This window comes from Pseudomonas sp. LBUM1662 (genome assembly GCF_059695915.1).
The window spans coordinates 2,636,861-2,655,343 of sequence record NZ_CP166793.1; the positions used below are offsets into that span (position 1 = coordinate 2,636,861).

Here is an 18,483-nt window from a genome sequence, read left to right on the forward strand (position 1 = left end):
CATGCACGCAGTCAAGAAATCGTCCAACCGTGCGTCCGTCGTCATCGTCGGTGGTGGCGTGACCGGATTGAGCGCCGCCTGGTGGCTGGCACGCGAGGGCGTCGATGTGCTTGTCCTCGACGCCAACCTGATTGGCTGGGGCGCCTCGGGCCGTAACGGCGGCGGGTGCTCGCATCACCACAGTCCACTGTTTCTCGAAGAACAGCGCCTGTGGCCGATGATGGATGAATTGCTCGGTTACCCGACCGAATATCGCCCGGACCGAATCAGCATCGATCTCACCGAACACCAGTTGTCACTCGATAAAAAAGTGGTGGACGAAGCCCAGTATTATGGATTGCGTGCTGACCTCCTGGACCCTCAGGAGGTTAGGGAACTCGTGCCTTTCGCGGGCGATAACGTGTTGGCGGGCTACTACTACCATTTCGGCGGCCACGCCAATCCGCACCGCACCCTGCAGGCCTACGCGTGGGCGCTGCAAAATCTCGGCGGTCGCGTTCTCGAACACACGCCCGTCGTCGCTATCGAACGCCAAGGCGACCGCGTGACGGGCGTGCGCACGGCCCAAGGCCTGATCGCCTGCGATCACCTGGTGATTGCCGCCGGCCCGCATACCGGTGAGCTGGCGGCGCAAATCGGCATAGACATTCCGCTGGTCACTGCTCGCGCCGAGATGATCGTGACCGAACCGCTGCCGTTGCTGGCGGTGGGTGGTGTGGATGGCAACGGTTTGTATGGCCGGCAGACCCTGCGCGGCAACCTGGCGTATGGGGGCGGGCCGCATGAATGGGTGGATCTCGCCGATCTGCGCGGCACACGTCCGCAGTCGACGCCCCTGCAATGCAATATCGCCAAACGTCTGGCAGAACTGTTCCCCAAGGTCGCTCACAAACGGGTGATTCGCAGTTGGGCAGGGTTCATCGAAAACACACCGGACGGACGCCCAGTGATCGACCGTCCCGCGGCGCTGGATAACGTCACGGTCGCGACGATGTCCGGTGTCGGCTTCGGGCTCTCGCCAGCGAGCGGTCATGCCATTCGCGATCTGGTGGTCGACGGTGAGTGCAGTTTCGCCGACCTGTCGACCTTTTCGCTCTCTCGTTTTGCCGCCCTCGAGTCGGACTGGCAAGCCATTCAGGGCTGGCTGCCGCTGCCTTCACCCGGGGCGTAGCAAGGCTTCTTTGTACTGATGTTGAATCGTTTTATTTGTAAATATCCTCCAAAAATAAAAGGATCGATCATGAAACGAATAATCCGCAATCTGGCTTTGCTGGCCTCCATCGGCCTGACGTTGAGTGCCTTTACCGCTCCGGCCGGCGCAACCGAAGACAAGCTGCGTTTCGGTGTGGCCGCCGAGCCGTACCCGCCGTTCCTCGTCAAGACACCCACCGGGCAATACACCGGTTTCGAACCCGACCTGATCCGCGCGCTCTGCGAACAGATGAAAGCCGAGTGCGAGATCAAGGAAGTGGCCTGGGACGGCATCATCCCGGCCCTGCTCGCCAACAAGTTCGACGTGCTCTTCAACTCAATGGGCATCAGCCCGGAACGGCAGAAGGTCATCGCTTTCTCGCGTCCTTACTACGAGACGACGGGGATCTTCGTTGCCGCCAAGGACGTCAACCTGACGCTGACACCGGAAGGCCTGGCTGGTAAATCCATCGGTGTGCAGGGCTCGACCACTAACGCCGAGTTCATCCGCACCGCCTACGGCAAGGCATCGACCATCCGCATCTACACCACGCAGGACGACTGCAACGCCGATCTGCTGGCGGGCCGCATCGACGTCATGTTCCTCGACAAGCTCGGCGACATCGATTTCCTGCGGTCCCAGGATGGGTTGGCGTTCGAAGAGAAGGGTGTCGGCAGCGTCAAGATGGACCCCTTGCTTTATGGCCTGGGGATCGGCGCGGGCCTGCGCAAGAGTGACACCGTGCTCAAGGCGCGAATCGATCAGGCGCTCACGCAACTGCATGACTCGGGCAAGTACACGCAAATATCGCAAAAGTACTTTCCGGTCGATCTCTGGCCACAATGAAATCCGGTCCGGGCAAAGCGGTCGGGGATATTTGATTTAGCGTCCGGCCGCTGCATCCGCCAGTGCAGCGACCACCTGTTTTTCAATTTCCTTCTCATCCATGCCGCGACCGAAATGCTTGAGGTAGCGGCCCTGGCTGTCGAGCAGAAACAGGATCGTCGAGTGGTCCATCATGTACTGGTCCGGTTTGTCCCCGGACGGCACTTTCTTGTAATACACGTGATAAGCGTCGGTGATGCGAACGATCTCTTGCGCCGAGCCGGTCAAGCCGACGAAGTCGTTGGCGAAGTAGCCCACGTACTCCTTGAGTTTTTTCGGCGTATCACGCTCCGGGTCGATGGTCACGAAGATCGGCCGTACCGCGATGCCTTGCTGTTGTTGAAGTTGCCGACTGATGCGGGCCATTTTTGCCAGATCAGTCGGGCAGATGGCCGGGCAGGTCATGAACCCGAAGTACAGCAACGCCGGTTGGCCAAAGCTGCGTTCGGTGACCCGCTGGCCATTCTGATCGGTCAGTTGGAACGGCCCGCCGATGTCGGTACGGGCCGCCGCCGTCACGCCAGTTGCCAACCCCATCAGCAACAGCAGGCCAGCCGTGCGTAGCAGCGTGTTCATCACTCAATACCCTCCCGAATAGGTCAGTGCCAGCCCGACCAGTTCGGACATCTGGCCATCCTGTTTTTGCGTGCCGGCGGATACGCCGATCTTGAGCTGGCCGGTGATGTTGTAGGTCAGGCTCAGTTCGTTGAGGTAGTCCTGCCGATCCGCGCCCCCGGTGGATTCACGATGCTTGTCGGTGCGTGTCGCGCCCAGTGCCCAGTCACCGAAATCGAAGGTCAGCGAGGTGGTCAGGTAGCGGGTGTCGTTGCCTTTGATGCCCTCTTCATTGTCGACATCGGCGAATTCGATGAAGGGCACGATATCGAAGTAACGCCCCGCTAGCGTCGGCTCCAGGTCGGTGCTCGGCGAGTAGGCCCAGATATAGCGGGCGGAGGCGATCTTGACGGTTTCATCGTCTTCGCCAGGTGGATTGGCTTGCGTCTCGTCCTCGGCCTTTTTGTTGAACATGTAGCCGAACTGCGTTTCCAGATAAGGCACTGCCGGGATCGCCAGCCAGTTCACCGTCAACGCATAGGAGTCGAGTTTGCCGGTGTTCGACGGGCCGCCATCGGAGCGCTGAAGCTTCTCGCCATGCCGTAGATAAGGCCGGCCGAGAAACGAATTGTCGGCGGTGTAGATACTCACGTTGGGTTCGATCATGCCCAGGCGCTGATCGAAAAACCGGTACGCCACCGTGCCGCCGAGCATGCCGTCCAGATCGTAAGTGGCGACGAAATCTTCCGTGTAGAGCCCTGGCGCCTGGTCCTGCGCACGGCCGAACGGCACGTGATACTTGCCGACCATGAACGCCGAGTTGGCGTTGTTCTGGTAATAGTTGAGGTCGTTGATCACCAGTCCCACGTCTTCAAAAAAGCGTTTCTGCCCAGGATCCGGCCCTTCAACGGGATTGATCTCGGTGGAAAACCGGATCTGCTGGTCGTGGCTGAAACGGAAGTAAAACGTGCTGTTGATGTCCGGGTACGCATCCGAACTGTTGCGATTGCCGCCCTGGGGCGAATCGGCGTGCACATGGTCAAACTGAAAGGTCGCGTCGTAATCCATGCCGACGTTGGGGTATTGCCCGTCGTCGGCCAGCGTCGCCTCAACGCCGCAGACCGATCCCAGCAACAACATAGCCAAGCGATAGTTGCTCATGGCATCGCCCCTTTTACTTGATGATCGGCTTGATCAGCGGGCTGGACGCTTTCGGGTCCTGTCCGGTGTTGCGCAGGTAGGAACACAACTGGTTGTTTTCACCGTACAGCCCGCCCAGGGGTTCGAGCTTGACCGCCTGCTCATAGTCTTCGGGCTTGACCACCTGGATCGCCTGCATCATGCCGCCGTCCTCGTGTTCGAGGATGTGGCAGTGGTAGACGAACTTGCCGAGGATCACCGGGTCGCGAAATGGAATTCGTACGGTGATCGATCCCGCCGCGGGGATGAACACATTGTCCCGATAGCCGCTGAACTGCACCGGTTTGCCGTTGATCTCGGTGACCTGGAAGTCCACCTGGTGAATATGAAACTGGTGCAATTCCTGGGACGGGTTGAACAGGCGCCACTCTTCCACGTCGCCGAGCTTGACCGTGGTGTTGACCCGGTCCAGTTCGAAGCGGGTGCCGTTGATCAAGAACGCGTTGGAGTCGGTGTCCGAATCCTGGAAAGCGAACTGACGCGTCTTGTTCACCGCGATCTTGCTGAAGTCCTCTGCCGGCGGATAGGCGCTGGTGATCTGGCGGGTGGCGACCCGCTCACCGCTGGAGCGCAACACCGCCAGTTTCGCCGCCGGGTAATCATCGCCGGCCGGGCCGGTATTGCCGGAGCCCGTTTCAATGTCGTAGGAACCTGCCGGTGGCCCGACCACCAACACGCTGAACCGCGCCGACGGCCCGATCAGCACCTGATCGGCGTCGACCCGGCGCGTCACGGTGTTGCCATCGCGGGACAACACCTGCACCGACTGACCGTTGATACGAATCCGGAAATACTGGTTCGCCGCAATATTGATGAAATGCCAGAGCTGGGTTTCCCCAGGCTTGATGTCGATGATCGGCACTTCCTGGCCATTGACCGTGCGAATCGACGGCGCGCTGGTGATGATCTCGCTGGCGACTTTGCCGGTCAGGGTTTTCTGAAAGTTGCGCAGGACCAGGACCTGTTCCTTGATGCCCTTGAGCTCGGGAAACGGATCGAGCATGCCGTCGACGAGAATCGGCCCGGCAATCCCGGCGGACACCTGGCGCTGGGAGCCCCCATGGAAATGGCTGTGATACCAGTAGGCGCCCGGGCTGTGCTGTAGGGGCAGCTTGACGTTGTATTCGCCCACCTGATGGGGCTGGGTCACGCGAAAAATATTGTCGCCTTCGTCCAGGGGCGACACCTGCATGCCGTGGAAATGCAGGTTGGTGATTTCGTCCATGCGGTTATCCAGACGAATAGCCATGGTCCCGCCCGGTCGCGTGCGAATCAGCGGCGAGTCGTAGTCGCCGTTGAACACCAGGGACACGTAACGCTCATTGCCGACGTTGACCTGCTGTTCGGCCGCCGTCAGCGTGGCATGGGTGACGCCGCTGGCATCGTAGGTGAATTCGGGGTTCTGGCGCAGCGGTTGGGACGCGGGCTCAGCGGATTGCTGTGTCGCACAACCGGTCAATGCCAGCGCCAATAGGCTCGCGCAGAGTGCAAAGGGGCGGACGCTGAAAGCTCTGGGCATGATCGCGACCTTCGGTGGCTTGGCGAGGAACTGCGTGCGCAGTTCGCCTGTGCGTTGCCGAAGGGTGATCAGAAGACACCGCGCAACTGCGCTAGGCCACGTCCTGCGGGGCCTTGAGAGGTTTTGCGCGCAACTTTTCGCAGTTTAGAACAATTCTCGTTACGCGCAAGTTTTGGGATCCAAGGCACAGCGTCCAAGCGATGAGCAGCACTTTCTGGATCCGCATCACAGGTCTTTTTTCGCCTCCTTATCGAGATGGCGATCTTCTTTGTGGCGTTCTTTATCCAGTTCCTTTGTTTCTTTATCGATGTCTTTTCCATCGCGGTCGACATCTTTGTCGACATCACGAACGTCTTCCCTGACGTCCTTCGCAACGTCTCCTTCGGCATTCGCGATGCCCAGATGAAACAGCAGACCTGCTCCGAGCAGGAAGGTCACGAGAATGGCTTTGAGGGATCGCATTTGATGGCTCCTTTTCGTCAACTCTGTGCATCAATTCGCAGGTGAAAAAATAGGTGCTGTGGCAGGGGATTACCAACCCGCCGGTCGCTTGTTCGACAGGCTTGAATCATCGCGCCGATTATCTGATTTCCCGGGTCGCAGACTGCCGATTTTGACTTCTGGGTTACGCTGAACCTGACCCGATCAACAGCCTTCTTTTCAATTCAATAAGCGTACTGAGTAAATGATCCTGCTCGGCCACGTCCATGAGCATGATCGGCAATCATCATCTGCAATGACGAGGTGGCCGGATGATTTCCGAACGAAACACCACGCTGGATGACGACATCTGTGTCCATATCTTTGCCTCCTCCGGGGCGATGGTGGGGGTGTGCCTCACCGTTGTCGGGATTCTTCGGGTGGTGATCAATGTCCGGCAAGAGGACGTTATCGGGCAGAACCTGCTGGCTATCAACGCGATCGTTTATTTGACGACGTGCCTGATTGCCTATTGGGCGCTAAGGACGCGCAAGGCCAAGCGCAATTACCAACTGGAGCGAATTGCCGATGGGCTGTTTTTGCTCGGGCTGACCTTGACCACCATCACGACGGGGTTCATCACGTTTGCCATGTCGACGGCGTGATGCCAACTGCACGAACTTGATCTTCAAGGGTGGACTCAGAGGAGACACAACATGGACCGATTCACCGGCGGCTGCGTGTGCGGCAATGTTCGAGTCGAGGCGTCAGGGCGGCCATACCGGGTCGGCATTTGTCACTGTCTCGACTGCCGCAAGCATCACGGTTCGCTGTTCAATGCCAGCGCGATATTCCCTCAGGAGTCGGTGAAGATCGACGGTGAAACCCGCGACTACGCCGGGCGGCATTTTTGTCCCCGCTGTGGTTCGTCCGTTTTCGCCCGTACCGGCGATGAAATCGAAGTGAACCTGGGGTCTCTGGATGCCCCTGACCAACTGAGGCCAACTTACGAAAGCTGGATCGTGCGTCGTGAGTCCTGGTTGCCGGCGTTTACGCTCGCGAGCCACTACGGGCACGATCGCGAGGGCACGGGGCGTTTTGAGGAGTAGCCATCAGGCCTTGACCCAGCGTTGACGGCTCCAGCTGCTCAATGAATCGACGGCGAACACCAGTAACAGCATGGCCAAGATTACCGTGCTGGCTTGAGCTTCCTGGAACAGGCTTAGGCTGACATAGAGCATTTGCCCCAAACCACCGGCGCCGACGAAGCCGAGCACACTGGCCATGCGGATGTTGTTTTCCCAGCGGTACAGGATGTAGGCCAGCAGCTGCGGCAACAGGTTGGGCAGTGTGCCGTAACAGAACGCCCAGACGGCATTGCCACCCTGCAGGCGGATGGCTTCGGCCGGTTCCGGCGGGGTGTTCTCCAGGGCTTCGGCAAACAGCCGGCCGAGCACGCCAGTGGTGTGCAGGGCCAGCGCCAGGGTACCGGCATTGGGGCCGAGCCCGGCGGCCAGGACCATCAGTGCAGCCCACACAAGTTCCGGCACCGCGCGCAAGGCATTGAGCACAAGACGCGACGCACTCTGAAAAGGCCAGCCGAAACGCCCGGCTGCGGGCAATGCCAACAGCAAGCCGAATACTGCCGCGAGCAGGGTGCCCAGGGCGGACATGGCAATGGTTTCCAACGCGCCGTGAGCGATGGCTTGCAGATGACCCGCACTCAGGTCCGGGCTGAGAAAACGCTGTGCATAGGCCCCCATCTGCTTCAGGTTCCCGGCGCCGCCGAGCTCGCTGAGGTCGATGCCCAGATAGATGAACGAGCCGACCACCGCTGCGCCGATGAACAGCAGCAGGGCCAGGTTGATCAGGCGATTCATGCCAGCCTCCAGCGCAGCAGGCGGCTGAGTTGATCGGCGAGCAGCACCAGCAAGAGAAACGTCAGCAGCAGACTGGCCACTTCACCGCCAGCGAACATGCGTAACGACAGGTCCATTTGCTGGCCCAGACCGCCGGCACCCACAAAACCCATCACCACCGAGGCGCGGATCGCACACTCCCAGCGGTACACCGTGTACGACATCAACTCCGCCGCGACATTGGGCAGGATCCCGTAGCAAAACGCCGCGAGCCGACCGCTGCCAGAGCGCAGTAGCGCGTGGGCCGGACGCTGGTCCACCGACTCGAAAATTTCCGCGTAGACCTTGCCCAGCATGCCGCTGTAGGTAATGGCGATGGCCAGCACCCCGGCGGTCGGGCCGAGACCGACGGCACGCACAAACAATAGGGCCCAGACGATTTCCGGCACGCTGCGCAGGAAGATCAGCAGCCCGCGTACCGGCCAACGCAGCAGTTGACCGCCCAAGCTCGGGCGACCGGCACGGGAGGCCGCCGACAGCGACAGCGCGCGACTGGCCAGCAGGCTGGCGGGGACGGCCAACAGCAACGCCAGGGCCATGCCCGCCGTGGCGATGGCCAGGGTCTGCAAGGTGGCTTGTAACAGCAGTTCAATGAACTCCGCACCATGGGCTGGCGGCCAGAACGCGGAGACAAACCGGCCCATCTCGCTCTGACTGTCACTCGCCACTAAAACGCTGAGGTCCAACTCGCTGAAGTGGATGCCCGGCCACAGCAGGGCGATCGCCAGCAGGCTGAGCAGCAAACGGGGCAGGGCGGCAGGATCGCGGGTGGCAGACGTCAGCATCGGGGAACCTGCACACTCAAGGACACTGGCGGCACCGGTATGGATTGCAACTGCTCGTTGGCGTAGAGCTTGTCGAGCAGCTCGCGGTCGACCTCGCTCGCCGCGAGGTCGAACAGGATCTGCCCGTCACGCAGGCCGATGATTCGCGAAAAGTGCGCCAGGGCCAGCTCGACCGCATGCAGGCTGGCGACCAGGGTGACATTGTGTTCCCGGGCATGCCGGCAAAGCACCGACAGCGTATGTTCGGCCAGCACCGGGTCCATCGCCGATACCGGTTCATCGGCCAGCAACACCTCGGGCGCTTGATACAACACACGGGCAATGCCCACCCGCTGAAGCTGTCCGCCGGACAGTTGCTGGCATTGCGCGAACAACTTGTCGCCCAGATCGAGCCTGGCCAACGCCGCGCGTGCGCCCGGAATGTCCAGTGGATGGACCAGGTTCAGCAGGCTCTTGCCCAAGCCCCACTGCCCCAGTTTTCCGGCCAGCACCGCAGTGACCACGCGCTGTCGCGGCGGTAGCGGCGGCGATTGATGAATCAGGCCGATGCGCGCGCGCAAACGCTGGCGCTGTCGGGCAGACAGCTGCCACGCCCGCTCGCCGAGTACCAGCAGCTCGCCGTTGTCCGGTTGCAGGGCAGTGGCCAGCAGGTTGAGCAGGCTCGACTTGCCAGCGCCGGACGGGCCGATGATGGCAACCTGTTCGCCGGCACTGATGTGCAGGTCCACGCCACGCAACGCTTGCACACCGTTGACGTGGGTCAGGCTGGCCTGGGTCAGACGTATTGTCATTTCAGCAATTCGGCGGCGCGTGCGGCTTCCTCGATGCCTTTGTAGTTGTCAGGACTGGTTTCGATGAACCGGCTCGCTGCCTGCAAATCGAGGATTTCCTTGTCCTTCGGGTTCGCCGGATCGAGTGCGAGGAAGGCTGCCTTGATCTTCGCCGCCAGCGCCGGGTCGAGGGTCCCACGCACCGTCCAGTTGTAGTCGAAGTAGGCCGGGGTGGTCGCAAACACTTTGACCTTGTTGGTGTCGACCTTGCCGGCGGCGACCAGTTTTTCCCAGACGCTGGCGTTAAGGACCCCGGCGTCCACCTTGCCGGCCTGGACCCAGGCAACGGTGGCGTCATGGGCGCCGGAGTAGCCCACGCGGCTGAAGTAGGTTTCCGGCTTGATGCCGTCCTTCAGCATGAAATAGCGCGGCATGAGACTGCCCGACGTGGAGGACACCGAGCCGAAGGCAAAGGTCTTGCCCTTGAGGTCGGCGAGGGATTTGACGTTCGGATCGGCGGTGATGAATTTGCTGGTGAACTGGGCATCCTGTTCGCGCTGCACCAACGGAATGGCGTTGCCGGTTTTCAGGCGCGCCTGTACGAATGTGAACCCGCCGAGCCAGGCCATATCGATACGGTCAGTGGCCAGCGCCTCGACCACGGCCGGGTAGTCGCTGACGGGCACGAACTCAACCTTCATGCCCAGTTTTTGCTCCAGATAGGCGCCAAGCGGCTTGAACTTGCGCAGCAGTTCGGTAGGGGCTTCATCGGGAATCGCGCTGACTTTCAAGGTGTCGGCGGCCTGCACCAACAAGCTGCCAAAAGACAGGGTAAAGCCGACGGCCAATGCCAGGGTACGCTTGAGCATGGAAGCTCTCCGGTGAATGAACGGAAAAATATCGATGCGCCGGGCACAAGCGGATTGCTGCTCGGCGCTTTGTGAGGGTAGACGAAGCGGACCGAGATTAACCGCTTTTGACCTGATCAATATGTGTCGTGAGGGGGCAGTCGATTCGATGCGGCCATTATGGTGGGTGAATCTTCGTCGGGTCGATTGTCCGTACGTGGTTCACGCTCTGCCCATTTCCTCATAGGAGGCGTCGACGACCGTCATGCACTCACCCCAAGCCATTTCAGCAACATCCCGGATAATATCCACGAGCATCTCAACCTCCACACCATCGGCCGTGATGCAGGCAAAGCGTCCGGGCGACCAATCGATAATGGTGCACTGTGGGTACTTCGCTAGCATTACGGACAGGGCTTTCTTCTCCAATGTAAGCAATGAGGCTAGCGGGCAGGCCCTTTGAATGTGCGGTTAAGGCCGTAGTGGTTGGCGCCGAGGTGTCAGGAAGTGCAAGAAACGACCCTGCTCTGACTCGGCGCGGGTGGCCTGCCTGAAATCCGGCAAGGGTATAGTTCAACTTGACGCCGCCCAGGGGAAGATGAGCCCGGGCCCAGAAAACCTCCATAATAGTTGGAAGAATTCATGCTGACCGCTTTTTTGCAGTACCCGGTTTCATTTGGCGACCCTGCAGCAAATTTCAATAAAATTCGCGATGCCGTTGACTCGGCACGATTTGATCTCTTAGTCATGCCCGAGCTTTGCACAATCGGTTATTTTCACGACTCGCGTGAGGCATTGTTTCTTCATGCAGAATCGGCGCTCGATGGGCCAACGGCGCAGTTCTTACTGCAACTATCGGCAGACAAGAATGCAACGCTGATTGCGGGCATCGCCGAGCGTGATGGCGATCACATCTACAACACGGCGATTGTCGTATCGCGAGGGCGCTGGCTGGGAAAGCAACGCAAGTGCCACCTGTCACGCATAGAAAAGCTCCTCTTCACCCCAGGCGATTCATTGGCGTGTTTCGATGACGGAATCTGCCGTTTCGGTGTTCTTACTTGTTTTGACCTTTGGATGCCAGAAGCCGCTCGCTTGTTGGTGCGCCAAGGTGCGCAGTTACTGTGTTGTCCAGCCAATTATGGTGGGCCTTGGACAACCCAGCTTGCGCGCATTCGCGCAATGGAAAACGCCACTCCGCTTATCTGTGCCAATCGTACCGGTGTGGAAATGTATGCAGGCGCAGAGGCGACATTCAGAGGTGAAAGCCAAATAGTCGGGCCTATGGGAGAAGTTTGGACATCCGCCACAGAAGAGACGTCGCTTGGCTTATCGATAATCGACCCAGCTGCGCACGTTCTCAAGGCGAATCCGATGTGCGATGACTTGATGGAAGAGGCAGGTCGCTATGCTTTATCAGGCCCACACCCAAACTGAACAAGCCACGTTTGGCGGCAATGCCAGAAACCTGAAAGACAGGCAATTCAGGCCGCTACGGCAGGTTAGAAAACTTTATTGACCGTACCATGCGGGTGCTTGATTTCAACGCAGATATTCGATAATGCAGTTTGCGAATTTGCTCCGGCTAGCTGTATGGCTTCATCAAAAAGCACAACACCGGCGCAAGGCCGGTGTTGTGTCTTCTTCGTGGTGTACATCTCGGGTAGCAGGGAGCCTGCCTTAGAAGCGGTACTTCGCCGAAGCGGTAATGCTGCGCGGTGCACCGTATGTCAGGGCACCGTAGGCATCGAAGATGTCGAAGTATTTCTCGTCGGTGACGTTGTTGGCGTTCAGCTGGCCCGAGAGGTTGTCGGTGAACTCGTAGCGCGCCATCAGGTTGACCAGGGCATAGGCATCCTGCTGGATCTTCTCGGAATTGCCGGCCGGGTTGACGGCGTAGGTGTAGATCGAATCCTGCCAGTTAACTCCGCCGCCAATGGTCAGCTTGTTGAAAGCACCCGGCAGACGATAGGTGGTAAAGGTGCGCAGCAACTTGGTCGGGTACAGCGTGTTGACGTCGTCGCCCTTGGCATCTTCGGCCGTGAACTGGGTGTAACCGACCGAGGCATTCCAGTCCGTTGCGAGTTCGCCGGAAACTTCCAGTTCGAAACCCTTGCTGGTCGCGCCTTCGCTTGCCTCGTAGGCGAAACCGCCGACCGGGTTTGAAGGGTCGATCAGCACGCCGGTGTTCTGGCCCAGATTGTCCTGCTTGATCTGGAAAATCGCCGCGGAGGCGTTCAAGCGGCCACCGAAGTATTCACCTTTGAGGCCCAATTCAGTGCTCTCGCCAACGATCGGTTCCAGTTCCTGGCCACTGCTGTCGCGTACCGATTGCGGCAGGAAGATTTCCGTGTAGCTGGCATAAGCCGAGAGGTTGTCGGTGAGGTCGTAGACAATACCGGCATAGGGCGTCAGCTCATGATCGACATCGGTCTTGCTCACTTCCGAGAAGATGTCATCACTGGTCTTTTCGTACCAGCTTTCACGCGCGCCAAGAATCACTTTCAAATCGTCGGTCACGTTCAAGCGGGTTGCGGCGTACAGCCCTTTCTGGCGGGTCTCGCTGTAGCCGTAGTCGGTCCTCGGGCCCCATACCGGCTCTGCGAAATTGCCGTTGTAGGCGTCGAAATCGGCAACGCCGCCAAAGCCTGTCTGCGCATCGAGTGAGTCGGCGTCGAACTTCTGCTTGCTGTCCACATAACCGAAGGCCAATTCGTGTTCACGGCCCAGGAACGAGAACGGGCCATTGAAGCGGATGCCGTAGTCGTCCTGGGTGGTCTCGGTCTTGTAGGTCGCCGGGAACGAAGACATGCCGGCGCTGCCGTTCCTGCCTGGATTGCCGGAGAGGTATAGCAGGGAAGAGTCGCCGGTACGCTCGCCACGGTTGTAGCTGAGGTTGACTTGCCAGTCGTTGGCAAAGGTGTGATCAAGATTGACGAAGTAGGTCTCGTAGGTCGTGTCCCACTTGCTCCACTTGGCGGAGGTTGACTTGGAGCGGCTCCAGTTGGTGCGGCTGCCGTCTGCGTACCAGACGGGCAGCCCGCCCCACATCGGCGAGTCGGCGTTGCTTTCTTGCCGGCTCAAGCCGAACCAGAGCGTGGTGTCGGGCGTCAGGTCGATATCCATCGTGCCGTAGAGGGTCTGGCGCTTGTTCGAGTTCATGTCGATCCACGTGTCGCCTTCGTTGGTCTCCCCGACCAGACGCGCGCGGACAGTGCCTTCCTCGTTCAGCGCCGTGGATACGTCGGCCTCGACGCCATAGGTGTCCCAAGTGCCGGCGCTCAGTTCTACAGAGCCCTTCAGGTCTTTACTGTTGGCGCGTTTGCGCACCATGTTGATGGACGCGGAAGGGTCGCCGGCACCGGTCATCAGACCGTTGGCGCCGCGGACGACTTCAACGCGGTCGTACATGGCCAGGCTGCTGAAAATTTCCCCAGAACTCCATGGCTGCTCGTAGATGGTGGGCACGCCATCGATCATCAGCGAGTTGAGTTCAAAACCACGGGCGTTGAACTGCGCCCGGCTGGTCTCGTAGCGGTTGACCGACACACCGGTCGCATTGTTGACCACGTCGAGGATCGTATGCAGGTCCTGATCCTGTATGCGTTGCTGGGTGATGACGCTGACCGACTGCGGCGTCTCCCGCAGCGACATGCTCAACGGCGTGGCCGTGCGTGCGGCGTCAGTGGTGTATGAGTTGGTGTCTTCGGTGACGGCGCTGCGTTCGCGAGTGGCCGTCTCAGTAATCGCGATAGGCGCCAGGGTCACAGCACTTCCAGTCTCTGTCTTCTCAGTCTGTTCCGCCGCCTGCACGGAGGGCGCAGTGATGGCGATACCGGCTGCCAGCATGTGCACTGCGAGAGCCAGGGGGCGCAGGGTCGAAGGCGAGCGCGGCGTCACGGAGTTTTGAATACACAGAGAGAGAGGGGAGGTCATGCGGACTCACATTTGATTTTGCTGTTATTGAGAATCCGTATCATACGCAAACACAATACATTCTGGAATACGGTCAATACTCATTTGAGAATATTTATCAAATGAGGTGGCGTCCAGCCTGTTCCCGGACAAGGCTGCCGGGATTTGTCAGGCGCTGGAAATGCTGGACGATGTACAGGGGGATCTGCCGGAGAAGTGCCGCGCAGTGTTTCTGCTGTCCCGTTGCGAAGGTTCACCCTGCGTGAGGTCGCCCGAAGCCACGGCTTGATTGCCGAAGACCGCGCATTCCGCTGCGACCGGACACCCTTGTGTCTATGCGCTTCTCACATCGGATTAATGCCGATTCGTCACTGTTCTTTCAAAGGCTCGGGGCACATTCTTGGCCGAACCCCGACGCCTTGTTGCGCGTCGTTCTCAACCTGACGAAGAGCTATAAAAATGAGCGTATTCACTCACGTTACCGTCGGCACCAATGACTTGAACACCGCCCGCAGCTTCTACGACAACGTACTGGGTAAACTTGGCCAGAAACGTATCGCCGACCTCGGTGACAACGGTTCTATCTGGGGCGAGAACGCACCGGCGTTCTTCGTTTTGAAACCGGCGAACGGCGCACCTGCCAGCGTCGGCAATGGTGTGACCATCAGTTTCGTGGCTCCAACCCGTGCCGCCATCGACGCTTTTCATGCCGCTGCATTGGCCGCTGGCGGTACCTGCGAAGGTCTCCCGGGACCGCGTGGCTGGGCGCCGAACGCCTACGCCGCGTATGCTCGTGATCTGGACGGCAACAAACTGGCGGCCTATTGCTTCAGTCCTGATTAAGCCCCGGTACGAGGCCAGCCTTTGGGGGCTGGCCAATCCCACAGACAAAAAACGAACCCGACGGACCAATCGCGCAGTGATTTTTGTTCGGGCGCAATCTGTCATATTCGGTATCACTTCATTACAGATAGTAGCCAGCCCATCGCTTGTTCAATGAGGCTGTACCGTGTTCCCACGTCTTCTGTGTTCGCTGTCCGTTTTGAGCCTGTCCATCGTCGCTGCACACGCCGCCGAGACCACTGTCCTCGACACCCCGCACCTGCGCAGCATCGACAACTTCCGTGATCTCGCCGGTACCACCACCGCGTACTCCACCGCCCACGATGGCACGATGCGGGGCGGCGTGTTCTACCGCTCCAATGCGTTGACCCCGTCTGCGGCGGATCTGGCCACGCTGAACAGCCTGGGCATCAAGGCGGTCTACGACCTGCGCACGCCCAGCGAGATTGCCGGCACGCCCGACACAATGCTGACCGGGGCGAGCTACGAAAACATCGACATCATCGGCAGCACCACCTCCGGCTCGAACATCACCACCGTTACGTTCAAAAGCGCCGCCGATGCCATCGCCATGATGGAACAGACCAATCGGGCGTTCGTCAGCGATGCGGGGATGCGCGGGCAGTTCACCAGGCTGTTCATTGAGCTGGCGAGTGTCGAGGGTGCCCAGCTGTTCCATTGCACCGCCGGCAAGGATCGCACCGGTTGGACCGCTGCCGTGTTGCTGAGCATCGCCGGGGTCGACAGCGCCACGATCATGAGTAACTACCTGGCGACCAACGACTACACCGCTGCACGGGTCGCGGCCACCCTCAAGTCCATGCCGCCGAGCATGGCGGCCATTTATGCGCCGCTGCTCGGCGTCGAGGCCAGCTACCTGCAAGCGGGTCTGGATCAGGTGACCGCGCAATACGGCAGCATGGACAACTACCTCAAGCAAGGGTTGGGGCTGTCGCAGGAGACTCTTTATGTCTTGCGCGCCAAGATGGTCGACTACAACAGTCTGCCGGGGCAGGCGGGCCTGATCGGCAATGCCGCCGCCGGCGCGCACCTGTTGCAGCAGTTGCAGGACACGAACCTGTCCGGCACCTACAGCGCCTACAACTATTACCTGCAATCGGCCATTGATGCCGGCAGCCTCGGCGGTGTCGAGTCCACGGTCGGAGGCCAGGTGCACGCGGATGCCGCCAGCTACTTGCTGCGCCAGGGCGCGATGATCGAGCAGGCCGCTGCACCTTTCGCCAGCGGCACCGACCTCAAGATCGGCCAATACCGTTTGTGGAGTACCGCGCTCGCGGGCTATCTGGGCACCGACGGCTCGTCTCACGCCGCCAGCAGCAACGAGCACAGCCAAGGGATGATGGTCGGCCTGACCCAGCGTTTCTCCGAGCAACTCAGCGCCCATGCAGGCATCGGCTACAGCCGCGACAACGTGGGCGGGGCGGGCGGCGAGGCTGATACCGACCTGACCTTCTTCAACGTTGGCGCACGTTTTGCGCCGGATGGCCTGGAGCGTGGACTGTTCGTCGATGCCAACGCCAGCGCCGGCTGGCTGGATTACGACAGCAAGCGCGACCTCGGCGGCGGACTGGGCACTGCCAAAGGCGATAGCCATGGCAATCTCACCGGCGCGACTCTGGCACTGGGTTACCGGGTGCCGGTGAGCGGGTTGATCCTCGAGCCAAGCCTCGGCGTGCGTGTCAGCCACCTCGACTTGTCAGGCTTCAAGGAAAAGGGCAGCGAACTGGCCCTCGACGTCGACGGCATCCAGGAGACCCGCCGCAGTGCGGTGGCCAACCTCAATGTGTCATTCGCCCCGGTCGGCCTGGGTAGCTGGCAGCTGGTGCCGGGTGTTCAAGTGGGTTACGAGCATGTGCTGGGCGATCATCAAGTCGACAGCGAAGGGCATCTGCTGGGGCTGGATATCGAGCAGCGCGCCGCGTTCGATAACCGCGACCAGTTCACCGGCGGGATCAATCTCATGGCCAGCCTTGGCGCGCTGAGCGTGGGGGCCGAAGTCGGTGCCAGCGGTGGCGGCGACAGCCACGGCTTCAGCGGCGGCCTCAAGGCCAGCTATCTGTTCTGAGGTGGCACCCCGGGTTCAGGCCGCCAGCGTCCGGCGGCCCGAGCCTTAGTGTCGGGGCCGCGTGCGCGGTCCTGATGTCAGGTCCGCAGGGCTGACGCCATAGGCGCACTGGAAATACTGGCTAAACCTGCCGACATTGCTGAAGCCCAATCGCAAGGCCACTTCAGTCACGGACGTGGTATCGCGTTGTGCAAGCATCTCGTAGGCGCGCTCCAGGCGCACCTGCCGCTGATACGCCACAATCGAACTCCCGACGAATCGTCGAAAACCTTCCTGCAATGCGCGCTGGCTGACACTGGTCAATCGAGCCAGCTCCGTGCCGCTGAGCAGACTCTCGGGATGCGCCTGAATGTACTCGACCGCTAGCTTCACATGCCGTGGCGCAATCAACGGAGCAGGGCGGCGCAAGGCCTGCGTGAAATTGTGCGGCCAGGCTTCCAGCACAGCATCCACCAGCATCTCCCGCAGCCGCGATGGCATCAGCGTGCCGGAGTTGATCAGCACATCGAACTCGGTTCCCGTGGCCAGATCAATCAATGCCTTGATGCCCTGAAAAGCCGAGACCTTCAAATCGACCATCGGCTCGAATACCAGCCGTTCAACCATCGGTTTGCCCAGCAGCGTCGACAGACGTTCAGTGAGCAACGCCCGCTTTATCGATATCCCGTGCTGCGCATGATTGTCGAGAAAGTGCATCGAGCGAATATCGGCCTTGTCGATGGCCAGCCCGACCTGCGAAACCCCTATCGACTCGCTGAGGTGATGGAAGATGATCTTGCCGGCGGTAGGAATGACGAAGGTGATTTCGTCCTGGGGATCGGGGAAGACCACCGAGAAGTCGCCCCGATAATGCATGCGACGAAAACTGACGCCCTCGTGCCGGCCGTAGACGCCGCCGATGATGATGTTCGAGGGCGGGGGTGGCGTGTCGGAATAACGATTGCCGAACATTTTCGAGAACAGCGCGCCGAAGTCGTCGCAGCGCATGTCGTTGGACCTGAGGATGATGTTCTGGCGGGTCGGAACTGATAACACCTTGGGTGGCACCTTGGAGGGGGGGCTCTATATCGGGGTGAAGGGCGGGAGCGCGAGGAGGCTAGCAGGCGAGGGTGACAGGTTTGTGACGGCGCAGTGTTCAGGTCCCAATGTCCGCCCTCATGATGCTGTTGGAAACACCCCAAGCCTGTCATTGCCCAGGCACTAAAGCCACGTATCCACCACCCGCCGATCCAGTTCCTCCCAATCCGCCATGCCCAGCACCCGTGTGGTGTTCAACCCGCGCAAATAACCGCGCAGCTGATTGGCGGTGGCCCGGATTAACTCCGGGTCGGGTGTGTTTTCATCCATCAGCACGGTTTCGTACTCGATCAAATACTCGGCCACTCGGTCTCGGAAGTCGGGCAGGACGGCGTCGCGGATCAGGTCAAACGTTCTCAAGGAGAGGCCCCATCTATCTTTTTCAGTTGTGATTGAGTGTGTACGAGTCTGCACGGCGCGCAACTATTGCGTGAAGTAATAGTGACAATCACGAAAGACAAGTTCTGCT

Annotated in this window: 18 protein-coding genes; 7 read left to right on the forward strand and 11 right to left on the reverse strand. The window is 60.1% G+C overall.

Annotation, left to right across the window (positions count from 1 at the left end; translation table 11 throughout):
* Window position 1 precedes the first annotated feature (1 nt).
* Entirely contained in the window at window positions 2-1,171 is a 1,170-nt protein-coding gene (locus ACA049_RS11855; protein WP_497335595.1) for an NAD(P)/FAD-dependent oxidoreductase, read from the forward strand.
* Window positions 1,172-1,240: 69 nt separating this feature from the next.
* Window positions 1,241-2,038 (forward strand): transporter substrate-binding domain-containing protein, encoded by a 798-nt coding sequence (locus ACA049_RS11860; protein WP_497335597.1) that lies wholly within the window; start codon window positions 1,241-1,243, stop codon window positions 2,036-2,038.
* Window positions 2,039-2,074: 36 nt separating this feature from the next.
* Here ACA049_RS11860 and ACA049_RS11865 read toward each other — a convergent pair whose 3' ends face one another.
* The 4 genes from ACA049_RS11865 to ACA049_RS11880 form a co-directional block, all read right to left on the reverse strand.
* Window positions 2,075-2,653: an SCO family protein gene (locus tag ACA049_RS11865; protein ID WP_497335599.1), complete on the reverse strand. Its 579-nt coding sequence runs from the start codon at window positions 2,651-2,653 to the stop codon at window positions 2,075-2,077.
* 3 nt (window positions 2,654-2,656) lie between these two features.
* Complete coding sequence (locus tag ACA049_RS11870) at window positions 2,657-3,793, reverse strand: hypothetical protein (RefSeq protein ID WP_497335601.1); 1,137 nt, start codon at window positions 3,791-3,793, stop codon at window positions 2,657-2,659.
* 13 nt (window positions 3,794-3,806) lie between these two features.
* Window positions 3,807-5,351, reverse strand: coding sequence for a multicopper oxidase family protein (locus ACA049_RS11875; RefSeq protein WP_497335603.1), 1,545 nt, complete (start codon window positions 5,349-5,351; stop codon window positions 3,807-3,809).
* 225 nt (window positions 5,352-5,576) lie between these two features.
* Entirely contained in the window at window positions 5,577-5,813 is a 237-nt protein-coding gene (locus tag ACA049_RS11880; RefSeq protein ID WP_497335605.1) for a hypothetical protein, read from the reverse strand.
* 290 nt (window positions 5,814-6,103) lie between these two features.
* On the opposite strand from ACA049_RS11880, the gene ACA049_RS11885 reads away from it, so the two are divergent.
* Window positions 6,104-6,436, forward strand: a complete 333-nt coding sequence (locus ACA049_RS11885; protein ID WP_497335607.1) for a hypothetical protein — start codon at window positions 6,104-6,106, stop codon at window positions 6,434-6,436.
* A 51-nt stretch (window positions 6,437-6,487) separates the two neighbouring features.
* Complete coding sequence (locus ACA049_RS11890) at window positions 6,488-6,880, forward strand: GFA family protein (RefSeq protein ID WP_497335609.1); 393 nt, start codon at window positions 6,488-6,490, stop codon at window positions 6,878-6,880.
* 3 nt (window positions 6,881-6,883) lie between these two features.
* On the opposite strand, the gene phnE is transcribed toward ACA049_RS11890, so the two are convergent.
* From phnE to ACA049_RS11910, 4 genes are read right to left on the reverse strand one after another with little or no spacing between them, the layout of a single operon-like run.
* The gene (gene phnE / locus ACA049_RS11895; RefSeq protein WP_497335611.1) at window positions 6,884-7,651 is read right to left on the reverse strand and encodes a phosphonate ABC transporter, permease protein PhnE; all 768 of its coding nucleotides are present in this window, start codon (window positions 7,649-7,651) and stop codon (window positions 6,884-6,886) included.
* The gene (locus ACA049_RS11900) at window positions 7,648-8,475 is read right to left on the reverse strand and encodes a PhnE/PtxC family ABC transporter permease (RefSeq protein WP_497335613.1); all 828 of its coding nucleotides are present in this window, start codon (window positions 8,473-8,475) and stop codon (window positions 7,648-7,650) included. Before ACA049_RS11900 ends, phnE begins: the two co-directional genes overlap by 4 nt.
* Window positions 8,469-9,266, reverse strand: a complete 798-nt coding sequence (locus ACA049_RS11905; protein ID WP_497335615.1) for a phosphonate ABC transporter ATP-binding protein — start codon at window positions 9,264-9,266, stop codon at window positions 8,469-8,471. The genes ACA049_RS11900 and ACA049_RS11905 overlap by 7 nt, the downstream gene beginning before the upstream one ends.
* Window positions 9,263-10,114, reverse strand: a complete 852-nt coding sequence (locus ACA049_RS11910) for a putative selenate ABC transporter substrate-binding protein (RefSeq protein ID WP_438661440.1) — start codon at window positions 10,112-10,114, stop codon at window positions 9,263-9,265. Before ACA049_RS11910 ends, ACA049_RS11905 begins: the two co-directional genes overlap by 4 nt.
* 621 nt (window positions 10,115-10,735) lie before the next feature.
* Here ACA049_RS11910 and ACA049_RS11915 point away from each other — a divergent pair.
* Window positions 10,736-11,530 carry a nitrilase-related carbon-nitrogen hydrolase gene (locus tag ACA049_RS11915; protein WP_497335617.1) on the forward strand — a complete coding sequence of 265 codons (795 nt, stop codon included), beginning with the start codon at window positions 10,736-10,738 and terminating at the stop codon, window positions 11,528-11,530.
* 243 nt (window positions 11,531-11,773) lie between these two features.
* On the opposite strand, the gene ACA049_RS11920 is transcribed toward ACA049_RS11915, so the two are convergent.
* Entirely contained in the window at window positions 11,774-14,029 is a 2,256-nt protein-coding gene (locus ACA049_RS11920) for a TonB-dependent siderophore receptor (protein ID WP_497335619.1), read from the reverse strand.
* A 438-nt stretch (window positions 14,030-14,467) separates the two neighbouring features.
* On the opposite strand from ACA049_RS11920, the gene ACA049_RS11925 reads away from it, so the two are divergent.
* Window positions 14,468-14,851, forward strand: a complete 384-nt coding sequence (locus tag ACA049_RS11925; RefSeq protein WP_497335621.1) for a VOC family protein — start codon at window positions 14,468-14,470, stop codon at window positions 14,849-14,851.
* A 166-nt stretch (window positions 14,852-15,017) separates the two neighbouring features.
* A complete protein-coding gene (locus tag ACA049_RS11930; protein ID WP_497335623.1) occupies window positions 15,018-16,937 on the forward strand; it encodes a tyrosine-protein phosphatase in 1,920 nt (639 codons plus the stop codon).
* A gap of 45 nt (window positions 16,938-16,982) precedes the next feature.
* Here ACA049_RS11930 and ACA049_RS11935 read toward each other — a convergent pair whose 3' ends face one another.
* Together ACA049_RS11935 and ACA049_RS11940 are read right to left on the reverse strand one after the other, a co-directional pair.
* Window positions 16,983-17,924, reverse strand: coding sequence for an AraC family transcriptional regulator (locus tag ACA049_RS11935; protein ID WP_497336827.1), 942 nt, complete (start codon window positions 17,922-17,924; stop codon window positions 16,983-16,985).
* Between the two features lie 213 nt (window positions 17,925-18,137).
* Window positions 18,138-18,374, reverse strand: a complete 237-nt coding sequence (locus tag ACA049_RS11940) for a hypothetical protein (protein ID WP_497335625.1) — start codon at window positions 18,372-18,374, stop codon at window positions 18,138-18,140.
* Window positions 18,375-18,483 lie beyond the last annotated feature (109 nt).

What these genes read in the sequence shown, in the direction of transcription:
- ACA049_RS11855 (WP_497335595.1), top strand. Translation starts at nt 2, where the DNA reads ATGCACGCAGTCAAGAAATCGTCCAACCGTGCGTCCGTCGTCATCGTC.
- ACA049_RS11860 (WP_497335597.1), top strand. Translation starts at nt 1,241, where the DNA reads ATGAAACGAATAATCCGCAATCTGGCTTTGCTGGCCTCCATCGGCCTG.
- ACA049_RS11865 (WP_497335599.1), bottom strand. Translation starts at nt 2,653, where the DNA reads ATGAACACGCTGCTACGCACGGCTGGCCTGCTGTTGCTGATGGGGTTG.
- ACA049_RS11870 (WP_497335601.1), bottom strand. Translation starts at nt 3,793, where the DNA reads ATGAGCAACTATCGCTTGGCTATGTTGTTGCTGGGATCGGTCTGCGGC.
- ACA049_RS11875 (WP_497335603.1), bottom strand. Translation starts at nt 5,351, where the DNA reads ATGCCCAGAGCTTTCAGCGTCCGCCCCTTTGCACTCTGCGCGAGCCTA.
- ACA049_RS11880 (WP_497335605.1), bottom strand. Translation starts at nt 5,813, where the DNA reads ATGCGATCCCTCAAAGCCATTCTCGTGACCTTCCTGCTCGGAGCAGGT.
- ACA049_RS11885 (WP_497335607.1), top strand. Translation starts at nt 6,104, where the DNA reads ATGATTTCCGAACGAAACACCACGCTGGATGACGACATCTGTGTCCAT.
- ACA049_RS11890 (WP_497335609.1), top strand. Translation starts at nt 6,488, where the DNA reads ATGGACCGATTCACCGGCGGCTGCGTGTGCGGCAATGTTCGAGTCGAG.
- phnE (WP_497335611.1), bottom strand. Translation starts at nt 7,651, where the DNA reads ATGAATCGCCTGATCAACCTGGCCCTGCTGCTGTTCATCGGCGCAGCG.
- ACA049_RS11900 (WP_497335613.1), bottom strand. Translation starts at nt 8,475, where the DNA reads ATGCTGACGTCTGCCACCCGCGATCCTGCCGCCCTGCCCCGTTTGCTG.
- ACA049_RS11905 (WP_497335615.1), bottom strand. Translation starts at nt 9,266, where the DNA reads ATGACAATACGTCTGACCCAGGCCAGCCTGACCCACGTCAACGGTGTG.
- ACA049_RS11910 (WP_438661440.1), bottom strand. Translation starts at nt 10,114, where the DNA reads ATGCTCAAGCGTACCCTGGCATTGGCCGTCGGCTTTACCCTGTCTTTT.
- ACA049_RS11915 (WP_497335617.1), top strand. Translation starts at nt 10,736, where the DNA reads ATGCTGACCGCTTTTTTGCAGTACCCGGTTTCATTTGGCGACCCTGCA.
- ACA049_RS11920 (WP_497335619.1), bottom strand. Translation starts at nt 14,029, where the DNA reads ATGACCTCCCCTCTCTCTCTGTGTATTCAAAACTCCGTGACGCCGCGC.
- ACA049_RS11925 (WP_497335621.1), top strand. Translation starts at nt 14,468, where the DNA reads ATGAGCGTATTCACTCACGTTACCGTCGGCACCAATGACTTGAACACC.
- ACA049_RS11935 (WP_497336827.1), bottom strand. Translation starts at nt 17,924, where the DNA reads ATGCGCTGCGACGACTTCGGCGCGCTGTTCTCGAAAATGTTCGGCAAT.